The 10,301-nt window shown below is 66.7% G+C and carries 8 protein-coding genes, 1 pseudogene and 1 riboswitch; of the genes and pseudogenes, 7 read left to right on the forward strand and 2 right to left on the reverse strand.

Translation table 11 applies throughout. The features are described from left to right. The first annotated feature begins 7 nt into the window (after nucleotides 1–7). The 7 genes from G3O06_RS22455 (at nucleotide 8) to arsH (ending at nucleotide 7,868) form a co-directional block, all read left to right on the forward strand. Complete coding sequence (locus G3O06_RS22455; RefSeq protein ID WP_205817552.1) at nucleotides 8–1,546, forward strand: efflux RND transporter periplasmic adaptor subunit; 1,539 nt, start codon at nucleotides 8–10, stop codon at nucleotides 1,544–1,546. Further along, nucleotides 1,543–4,749, forward strand: coding sequence for an efflux RND transporter permease subunit (locus G3O06_RS22460; RefSeq protein WP_205817553.1), 3,207 nt, complete (start codon nucleotides 1,543–1,545; stop codon nucleotides 4,747–4,749). Before G3O06_RS22455 ends, G3O06_RS22460 begins: the two co-directional genes overlap by 4 nt. Beyond that, the gene (locus tag G3O06_RS22465) at nucleotides 4,746–5,117 is read left to right on the forward strand and encodes a copper-binding protein (RefSeq protein ID WP_205817554.1); all 372 of its coding nucleotides are present in this window, start codon (nucleotides 4,746–4,748) and stop codon (nucleotides 5,115–5,117) included. The genes G3O06_RS22460 and G3O06_RS22465 overlap by 4 nt, the downstream gene beginning before the upstream one ends. Nucleotides 5,118–5,310: 193 nt before the next feature. After that, a complete protein-coding gene (locus G3O06_RS22470) occupies nucleotides 5,311–5,643 on the forward strand; it encodes a metalloregulator ArsR/SmtB family transcription factor (RefSeq protein ID WP_174918290.1) in 333 nt (110 codons plus the stop codon). Then, entirely contained in the window at nucleotides 5,640–6,710 is a 1,071-nt protein-coding gene (gene arsB, locus G3O06_RS22475; protein ID WP_205817555.1) for an ACR3 family arsenite efflux transporter, read from the forward strand. Before G3O06_RS22470 ends, arsB begins: the two co-directional genes overlap by 4 nt. A gap of 20 nt (nucleotides 6,711–6,730) precedes the next feature. Then, entirely contained in the window at nucleotides 6,731–7,153 is a 423-nt protein-coding gene (arsC, locus tag G3O06_RS22480) for an arsenate reductase (glutaredoxin) (RefSeq protein WP_174973396.1), read from the forward strand. Continuing rightward, nucleotides 7,131–7,868: an arsenical resistance protein ArsH gene (gene arsH, locus G3O06_RS22485; protein WP_205817556.1), complete on the forward strand. Its 738-nt coding sequence runs from the start codon at nucleotides 7,131–7,133 to the stop codon at nucleotides 7,866–7,868. The genes arsC and arsH overlap by 23 nt, the downstream gene beginning before the upstream one ends. Nucleotides 7,869–7,950: 82 nt before the next feature. On the opposite strand, the gene G3O06_RS22490 is transcribed toward arsH, so the two are convergent. Together G3O06_RS22490 and G3O06_RS22495 are read right to left on the reverse strand one after the other, a co-directional pair. Beyond that, nucleotides 7,951–8,961 carry a sodium:calcium antiporter gene (locus tag G3O06_RS22490; protein ID WP_205817557.1) on the reverse strand — a complete coding sequence of 337 codons (1,011 nt, stop codon included), beginning with the start codon at nucleotides 8,959–8,961 and terminating at the stop codon, nucleotides 7,951–7,953. Between the two features lie 74 nt (nucleotides 8,962–9,035). Beyond that, nucleotides 9,036–9,210: riboswitch (yybP-ykoY riboswitch) on the reverse strand. Nucleotides 9,211–9,370: 160 nt separating this feature from the next. Then, nucleotides 9,371–10,225: pseudogene (locus G3O06_RS22495) on the reverse strand (heavy metal sensor histidine kinase); the annotation flags it as partial. Between the last annotated feature and the right edge of the window lie 76 nt (nucleotides 10,226–10,301).

Raw genomic sequence — 10,301 nt, forward strand, 5'->3', positions numbered from 1 at the left:
GAACAACATGACGAAGAAAATACTGGCCCGTGCGGCCCTGCTGGCGTTCGCCGGTGCTGCGCTGCTCGGCGCGGGCTATTTCGCGGGCGCACGCCACGCTGCGACCGCCGCGACGGCAATGGACACCGCCGCTGCGGCATCGACCTCGCCCTCGCCCGGCAAAACCGATCCGAAGACCGGCCGCAAGGTGCTGTACTGGCACGACCCGATGGTGCCGAACCAGCACTTCGACAAACCGGGCAAGTCACCCTTCATGGACATGCAGCTGCAACCCGTCTATGCGGACGAAGGCGGCGGCGCGTCCGGCATCCGGATCGATTCGGGCCTGCAGCAGAACCTCGGCATTCGCTATGCGACCGTGCGCCGGCAGCAGACGGCGGCCGGATTCGATGCGGTGGGCACCACGCAGTTCGACGAATCGCGCGCGGACGTCGTCCAGTCGCGCGTCACCGGCTACATCGACCGTCTCTATGCGCGCGCACCGATGCAGCGCATCGCGAAGGGTGCGCCGATCGCGTCGCTGTTCGTGCCTGACTGGCTCGCGCCGCAGGAGGAATACCTCGCGCTCAAGCGCGGCGGGATGGACGGCAGCCTGCTCGATGCGTCGCGCGCACGGATGCGGGCGCTGTCGATTCCCGACGGCATGATCGCGAGCCTCGATCGCACCGGCCGCGCGCAGACGCATGTCGTGCTGACCGCGCCGGAAACCGGCGTCGTCAGCGAGCTGAACGTGCGGGACGGCGCGATGGTCGCGCCTGGGCAGACGCTTGCGAAGATCGCCGGGCTGTCGACGCTATGGCTCATCGTCGAGGTGCCGGAAGCGCTTGCGCTGAACGTGCAGCCGGGGATGGCGGTCGACGCGACGTTCGCGGGCGACCCGGCACAGCATTTCACCGGGCGCATCCGCGAAGTGCTGCCCGGCATCAGCACGAGCAGCCGCACGCTGCAGGCGCGCGTGGAGATCGACAACGCCGCGCTGAAGCTCACGCCCGGCATGCTGATGCGCGTGCGGGTCGCCGCACGGCAGACCGTCTCGCGCCTGCTCGTGCCGTCCGAGGCCGTGATCGCGACCGGCAAGCGTTCGATCGTCATCGTGAAGAACGGAGACGGCCGGCTTCAGCCGGTGACGGTGACGACGGGCAACGACGTCGGCAGCGACACCGAAGTGTTCGGCGGGCTGAACGAAGGCGACACGGTCGTTGCTTCGGGGCAGTTCCTGATCGATTCCGAGGCGAGCCTGAAAAGCGTGCTGCCGCGGCTGGAAAGCGGCACCGGCGCGAGCGGGGCGGTGCCCGCGACGGAAGCGAAGGCAGCGCCGGTCTATGAAACCACCGGCAAGGTCGAACAGGTCACGGCCGACGACATCACGTTCTCGCATCAGCCCGTTCCCGCGCTCGGCTGGGGCGCGATGACGATGGCGTTCGGCAAGCCGTCGGCCACCGCGTTCCCGGACGTGAAGCCGGGCCAGACGGTGCGCTTCGCGTTCACGCAGAGCGGCGACGGCTACCGGCTGACGAAGGTCGAACCGCAGGGAGGCGAACGATGATCGCGCGCATCATTCCCTGGTCCGTCCACAATCGCTTCCTCGTGCTGCTCGCCACCGTGCTGATCGCCGCATGGGGCGTTCATTCGCTGCAGCAGACACCGCTCGATGCATTGCCCGACCTGTCGGACACGCAGGTGATCGTCAAGGCGTCGTATCCGGGCAAGGCGCCGCAGATCGTCGAGGATCAAGTGACCTATCCATTGACGACCACGCTGCTCGGCGTGCCCGGCGCGAAAACCGTCCGCGCGTATTCGTCGTTCGGCGACGCGTTCGTCTATGTGCTGTTCGACGACCGCACGGATCCGTACTGGGCGCGTTCGCGCGTGCTCGAATACCTGAGCCAGGTGCAGAGCCGGCTGCCTGCCGGCGCGACGGTCTCGCTCGGGCCGGATGCGACCGGCGTCGGCTGGGTGTACGAGTACGCGCTCGTCGATCGCACCGGCCATCACGATCTCGGGCAACTGCGCGCGCTCAACGACTGGTTCCTGAAGTTCGAGCTGAAGGCCGTGCCCGACGTGTCGGAAGTCGCGAGCATCGGCGGCATGGTGCAGCAGTACCAGGTCGTGCTCGATCCGGACAAGCTGCGCGTGTACGGCATCACGCAGGCGGAAGTCGCGAACGCGCTCGGCAACGCGAACCAGGCGTCCGGCGGCTCGGTCGTCGAGCTGGCCGAGTCGGAGTACATGGTGCGCTCGACCGGCTACCTGCGCACGCTCGACGATTTCCGGCACGTGGTGCTGCGCACGAACGACGCCGGTACGCCGGTGCTGCTCGGCGACGTGGCGCGCATCCAGGTCGGCCCCGCGATGCGGCGCGGCATTGCCGAGCTGAACGGGCAGGGCGAGGTGACGGGCGGCGTCGTCGTGATGCGCTCGGGCAAGAACGCGCTGACCACGATCGATGCGGTGAAGGCGAAGCTCGCCGACCTGAAGCGTTCGCTGCCGCCTGGCGTCGAGATCGTCACGACCTACGATCGCTCGCAGCTGATCGAGCGCGCGGTGGGCAACCTGAAGGACAAGCTGATCGAGGAGTTCGTGATCGTCGGGATCGTCTGTGCGGTGTTCCTGTTTCATTTGCGCAGCGCGTTCGTCGCGATCCTGTCGTTGCCGCTCGGCGTGCTGGCCGCGTTCATCGTGATGCGCTACCAGGGCGTGAATGCGAACCTGATGTCGCTCGGCGGGATCGCGATCGCGATCGGCGCGATGATCGACGCGGCGATCGTGATGATCGAGAACGCGCACAAGCATCTCGAAGCGTACGACCACGCGCATCCCGGCGAACCGATCACGCCGGCCCGACGATGGGAACTCGTCGCGACGTCGGCCGTGGAGGTCGGGCCGGCGCTGTTCTTCTCGCTGCTGATCATCACGCTGTCGTTCATCCCGGTGTTTTCGCTGGAAGGGCAGGAAGGCAAGCTGTTCGCGCCGCTCGCGTTTACGAAGACCTACACGATCGCCGCCGCCGCCGGGCTGTCGGTAACGCTGGTGCCGGTGCTGATGGGTTATCTCGTGCGCGGCCGCATTCCGCACGAGCACGCGAACCCGATCAACCGCGTGCTGATCCGCGCGTACCGTCCGCTGCTCGAAGCGACGCTCAGGCGCCCGTGGGTCGCGATCGGTGTCGCGGTCGTCGCGCTGGTGCTGACGGCCGTGCCGGTGTCGCGGCTCGGCGGCGAATTCATGCCGCCGCTCGACGAAGGCGACCTCCTGTACATGCCGACCGCGCTGCCCGGCATCTCGGCCGACAAGGCGAGTGAACTGCTGCAGCAGACCGACCGGCTGATCAAGACCGTGCCCGAGGTCGATACAGTGTTCGGCAAATCGGGCCGCGCCGATTCCGCGACCGATCCCGCGCCGCTCGAGATGTTCGAGACGACGATCCGGTTCAAGCCGCGCAATGCATGGCGGCCCGGCATGACACCGGAGAAGCTCGTCGACGAACTCGATCGCACGGTGAAGGTGCCGGGACTGTCGAACGTGTGGGTGCCGCCGATCCGCAACCGGCTCGACATGCTGTCCACCGGCATCAAGACGCCCGTCGGCGTGAAGATTTCCGGGCCGGACCTGGCCGGGATCGACGCGATCGCGAAGCAGGTCGAGGCCGCGGTGAAGCCCGTGCCGGGCGTCACGTCCGCGCTCGCGGAGCGGCTGAACGGCGGCCGCTACATCGACGTCGACATCGACCGGCTCGCCGCCGCGCGTTACGGGCTGTCGGTGGCCGATATCCAGTCGGTCGTGTCGTCGGCGGTCGGCGGCGACGACGTCGGCGAAGTGATCGCGGGGCGCGAGCGCTTCCCGATCAACATCCGCTACCCGCGCGAGGTGCGTGATTCGGTCGAGAACCTGCGGCAATTGCCGGTCGTCACCGCACGCGGCGCGCAGATTCGCCTGGGCGACGTCGCGCACATCGCGATCGCCGACGGCCCGCCGATGATCCGCAGCGAGAACGCGCGACTGTCCGGCTACGTGTACGTCGACATTCGCGGCACCGATCTGCAGAGCGCCGTGCGCGCGATGCAGCAGGCCGTCGCGCAGCAGGTCGCATTGCCGCCCGGCTATTCGATCGCGTGGTCGGGGCAGTTCGAGTATCTCGAACGCGCGGCGGCCAAGCTGCGCACCGTCGTGCCGGTGACGCTCGTGGTGATCTTCGTGCTGCTGTTCCTCACGTTCGGCTCGGCGGCCGATGCGCTGCTGCTGATGTCGACGGTGCCGTTCGCGCTGGTCGGCGGCTTCTGGCTCGTGTGGGTGCTCGGCCATGCGGTGTCCGTTGCGACGTCGGTGGGCTTCATCGCGCTCGCGGGCGTGGCCGCCGAGTTCGGCGTCGTGATGCTGCTGTACCTGAAGGGCGCGCTGCAGCGCCGGCTCGACGCCGGCGAACCGCTGACCGATGCGCTGCTGCTCGACGCGATCCGCGAAGGCGCCGTGCTGCGCGTGCGGCCCAAGGCGATGACGGTCGCGGTCGTGCTCGCCGGCCTCGTGCCGATCATGGTCGGGCACGGCGCCGGTTCCGAAGTGATGCAGCGCATCGCCGCGCCGATGGTCGGCGGCATGGTCACGGCGCCGCTGCTGTCGATGTTCGTCATTCCCGCCGCATGGCTCCTGCTGCAGCGCCGTCGTGCGCGAAGCGTGAGCCGTGCTCGGCATTCCGAAGCAGTTCCTCACGGCACGAACGTGCCATCCATCCCAACCGGAGAATCCCGATGAAGAAGTTGATTACCGTCACCGTTGCTGCTGCCGCCGTCCTCGCTGTCGGCACGATCGTTACCCCCGCCTTTGCTGCCGGCGACATGGCCGGCATGGACATGTCCGGCATGAAGATGTCGTCGGGCGGCATGGCCGAATCGAATGCCACGCTGACCGACGCCGAAGTGAAGAAGGTCGATGCCGCGAGCGGCAAGATCACGCTGAAGCACGGCGCGCTCGACAACGTCGGGATGCCGCCGATGACGATGGCGTTCAAGGCGAAGGACGCGACGATGCTCGAGCACGCGCATGCGGGCGACAAGGTCAAGGTGCGGATCGAGAAGGTCGACGGCACGCTGACGATCGTCAAGCTGGTGAAGGCGTCCTGACCTGACGGCGTGCCGGTGCGTCGCCCGTCCGAGAGGCGGGCGGCTGCACCGGCGCCGTGCGGATCGGGCCGGAAGCGGCTCGTGCGGCTGTGTTTGACGGTACGCGAAGGGTTTGGGTACAGCACGTGCGGGATCGGCACCTACATTTCAACAATACTTGAAATATTGAAATGAAGCCGCTATCCTTCGCGCCATGGACTCCAATCTCGTCGTGCGCGCCCTGGGCGCGCTTGCTCATGAAGCGCGCCTGGCCATCTTTCGCGCGCTGGTGGTGGCCGGGCCCGAAGGGCTGCCGGCCGGCGCGATCGCGCAGCAGATCGGGCTGTCGCCATCGAGCCTGTCGTTTCATCTGAAGGATTTGTCGCATGCCGACCTGGTCACCGCGCGACAAGAAGGCCGGTTCATCTATTACGCGGCGAATTTCGAATCGATGAGCGGGCTCATCGGGTTCCTGACCGAGAACTGCTGCGCCGGCGCTGCCTGTGGCGTACCGGCTGCACCCGACTGCTGCGGAGGCGGCGCATGACCGGCTCGAACGTTGCACGGCCGCCAGCCGTGGCGGCCCAGCCGGCCATCGGATTCTTCGAGCGCTACCTGACCGTCTGGGTCGCGCTGTGCATCGTGCTCGGCATCGCGCTGGGCCAGACGCTGCCCGGGCTCTTTCAGCGTATCGGCCGCATGGAATACGCACAGGTCAACCTGCCCGTCGGGCTGTTGATCTGGGTGATGATCGTGCCGATGCTCGTCAAGGTCGACTTCGGGGCGTTGCATGAGGTTCGGCAGCACGTGCGGGGGATCGGCGTCACGCTCGTCGTGAACTGGCTCGTCAAGCCGTTTTCGATGGCGTTGCTCGGCTGGTTGTTCATCCGGCAGCTATTCGCGCCGATGCTGCCCGCCGGCCAGATCGACAGCTATATCGCCGGCCTGATCCTGCTGGCCGCCGCGCCGTGCACGGCGATGGTGTTCGTGTGGAGCCGGCTGACGGGCGGCGATCCGCTGTTCACGCTGTCGCAGGTCGCGCTGAACGACAGCATCATGGTGATCGCTTTCGCGCCGCTTGTCGGCCTGTTGCTGGGGATGTCGGCCATCACGGTGCCGTGGGCGACGCTGCTCACGTCGGTCGTGCTCTACATCGTCATCCCGGTGCTTCTCGCGCAAGCGTGGCGCAGGTTGTTGCTTGCCAGGGGGCAGGCGGCGTTCGACCGCGCGATGGCGACGATCGGCCCCTGGTCCATCGCCGCGCTGCTGGCCACGCTGGTGCTGCTGTTCGCGTTCCAGGGCGAGGCGATCCTGAAGCAGCCGCTGGTGATCGCGCTGCTCGCGGTGCCGATCCTGATCCAGGTGTTCTTCAATGCCGCACTCGCCTACGGGCTCAATCGCATCGTCGGCGAGAAACACAGCATCGCGTGTCCGTCGGCGCTGATCGGCGCGTCCAATTTCTTCGAGCTGGCTGTGGCGGCCGCCATCAGCCTGTTCGGTTTCCACTCCGGCGCGGCGCTTGCGACCGTCGTCGGCGTGCTCATCGAGGTGCCGGTCATGCTGCTCGTCGTGCGCGTCGTGAACCGTTCGAAGCGCTGGTACGAGCGCGCGTGAAATCATTCAGGAATCCGGATATGACCGACATCACCATCTATCACAACCCCGATTGCGGCACGTCGCGCAACACGCTGGCTCTGATTCGCAACTCGGGCGTCGAGCCTCGCGTCGTGCTTTATCTGGAAACGCCGCCGGGACGCGAAGAACTGCTTGCGCTGATCGCGGCGATGGGCGTGCCGGTGCGCGACGTGCTGCGTCGCAAGGGGACACCCTATGAAGCGCTCGATCTCGACAATCCGAAGTGGAGCGACGACGACCTGATCGGCTTCATGGTCGCTCACCCGCTGCTGATCAATCGCCCGATCGTCGTCACGCCGCTCGGCACGCGGCTGTGCCGCCCGTCCGAGCAGGTGCTCGATATCCTGCCCGATCCGCAGAAAGGGCCGTTCGCGAAGGAAGACGGTGAAATCGTGATCGATGCGGAGGGCAAGCGTGTCTGACCGCCTGAACGATCTGCCGCAAGTCGATGCCGCGCTCTTTCGCGTGCCGGACGCGAGCCGGCTGCAGCCCGCGCAGCCGTCGACGCATGCGCCTCGAATCGTGCTGCTCTACGGGTCGTTGCGCGCGCGCTCGTTCAGCCGGCTGCTGGTCGAGGAGGCGGCGCGGTTGCTGACGGCCATGGGTGCCGATGTCCGGATCTTTAATCCAGCCGGATTGCCGTTGCCTGACGATGCGCCCGACAATCACCCGAAAGTAGCGGAGCTGCGCGAGCTCGTGCAATGGTCGGAGGGCATGGTGTGGTGCTCCCCCGAGCGGCACGGTGCGATGACCGGCGTGATGAAATCGCAGATCGACTGGATTCCGCTGTCGGTCGGCGCGGTACGGCCGACGCAGGGCAAGACGCTGGCGGTCATGCAGGTCAGCGGCGGATCGCAATCGTTCAACGCGGTCAACCAGATGCGGGTGCTCGGACGCTGGATGCGCATGCTGACCATTCCGAACCAGTCGTCCGTCGCGAAGGCGTTCATGGAATTCGGTGACGACGACCGGATGAAGCCGTCCGCGTATTTCGATCGGGTCGTCGACGTCATGGAGGAACTGGTCAAGTTCACGCTGCTGACGCGCGACGTCGGCGCGTACCTGACGGACCGGTACAGCGAACGCAAGGAAAGCGCCGAACAACTGTCGCAGCGTGTGAATCAGACGCGCATCTGAATCGCTTGCGGGACGGCGGCGCGCTGGCACATCGTTCGCGCCGGGGCATCGGGATCGTGCCCGGCACGACCGTCGAGCCAGATCAGCGCGCCAGCGTCAGGAACAGATACCCCGCATAACCCGCGCCGTTCGCCAGCAACGCCCAGATCGCGAGCCCGCGGGTGCGCGCATTGAAGCGTAGCCATGCCGCCGCCACGAGCGTGATGATCACGCCGGTCAGCACTTCGGGGCGCGGCTCCCACGGCGTCAGCATGATGCCGATCGCCGGCAGCAGCGTGCCCTGGAACACCATCGCGCCGGTGATGTTGCCGAACGCGAGCGTGTCCTTCCCGCGGCGGATCCACAGCACGCTGTTGACCTTCTCCGGCAATTCCGTCGCGATCGGCACGATGATCAGCGACAGCAGCAGTGCCGACACGCCGAGTACGTGCGACACGCCTTCCACGCCGTGAATGAAGCCCTTCGCTCCGCCGACCAGCAGCGCGACGCCGATGAGCAGTTGCAGCGCGATCGTCGCGAGGTTGGTCGGCAGGCCCATGCGTGACAGGAACATCGTGTGTGGCGCCTCGGTGCCGTGCCCGGCATCGACGAGCTGGTTCGACGCGCGGAACGTCATCACGACATACATCACGTAGATGCCGACCAGCATCGTCGCGAGCAGCGCGCGCACGGCCCAGTTGTGATGCGGGACGAACATCGCGGCGGTGGCCAGCGAGAACGCGGCGAGGAAATAGTTCATGTCGCGCACGAAGCCCGTGCGTTCGGGCGCGATCGTGCCGCTCAGCCCGCGCGAGCGGATCACGGCAAGCGTCATCAGGAAGGTGGTGAGCGTCGCGAGCATCAGCGGCGCACCGAGAATCGCGCCGACGCCGATCTCCTCGTTCACGGCCTGGTTCGCCGTGCCGCCGGCGAGCGCGAGCAGCGGCACCATCGTTTCGGGTAGCGCGGTGCCGACGGCCGCGAACAGCGAACCGGTGACGCCTTCGGAAATCTTCAGGCGTTCGCCGAGATGTTCGAGCGCATTGGTGAAGACCTCGGCGGCGATGAGGATGACGATCAGCATGAACGCCAGTTCGACGAACATGAAGGTCATGCGGCACCTCCGCAGGCATGGGCGCGGACGGCGGCGATACGCGGGGAGAGGGCGGTGGGGAACATGGGGACTCCGTGGTCGGACGCTGACAAACCATGGCGCATCCGCCGACGTCCGACCAGGAACGACGCGATGCGCCCATGGTCTCGCCAGGCCGATCAGGCTGAACGCGCCACGGCCGCAGGCCGAGTGTGTTGACGCGTTCGCTTTCCGGGGACGGAAAGCAGGCTACTCCCCAAAGACGAAGGGCAGTCTAGCCGAGCGGATGGCTTTCGGCAAGCTTGCTTGTGCATATCCTTGCGTCGGATGAGGAAAGGCGCGCTCAAGGTAGGCACTCGAGCTGCTTCGGGAAGGCGTTGGGCGCGTAACCGTGTCGCGAGCGTATCGAGAATGAGAATCGCTTGCCGGATTACGGCTCCAGACCGCGCGGAAAATAAAGCGCGAACGTCGTGCACCCGTCGCGGCTCACTACCTCCACCTTCCCGCGATGCAACTCCATGATCGACTTCACGATCGCGAGCCCGAGCCCCGCATTCCGCGCCGCGCCGTGCCGCGACGAATCGATGCGGTAGAAGCGTTCGAAGATCCGTTCGACCTGCTCGGGCGGAATCGCGGCGCCGCGATTCGTGACTTCGACGACCGCGTAGCTGCCTTGCGCGGAAACGGCCAGCTCGATCGTCGACGCGGCTTCCGCATGTTCGAGCGCGTTCGACGCGAGGTTGCTGACGGCGCGCCGGAACAGCGTCGCATCCGCGACGACCGGCGCTTCGCCTTGCACGTCGATGCGCACACCGGCTTCATCGGCCAGCGCCTGGAAATACGATGCGAGCCGGCGCAGCTCGCTGCCCGCGTCGAGTTCGGCGGTCTTCAGGTGCTGCCGCGCATTGTCGGTGCGCGCGAGAAACAGCATGTTCTCGATCATCCGCTGCAGCCGTTCGCATTCCTCGATGTTCGAATCGATCAGCGCTTCGTATTCCTCGGTCGTGCGTGCGCGCGACAGCGTGACCTGCGACGAGCTGATCACGTTGGCGAGCGGCGTACGCATGTCGTGCGCGAGATCGGATGAGAACTGCGACAGCCGCACGAACGCGCGCTCGAGGCGGTCGAGCATCCGGTTGACCGACGTCGCGAGCTCACGCAGCTCGACCGGGCCGCCGCGCGCGTCGAGCCGCGCGTTCAGGTTGTGTGCCTCGATGCGCGAGGTCTGCCGGCCGAGGCTCTCGACCGGGCGCAGGCCGCGCGACGCGACCGCGTAGCCGAGAGATCGGAAGAGCGTCGTGTAGTGCAAAAGTGTGATTCATGCGTTGAGTCATGGTGGTTGTCGGACGCTGAATATGAAA

The organism is Burkholderia sp. Ac-20345 (assembly GCF_017104825.1).
Taxonomy (GTDB): Bacteria; Pseudomonadota; Gammaproteobacteria; order Burkholderiales; family Burkholderiaceae; genus Burkholderia; species Burkholderia lata_B.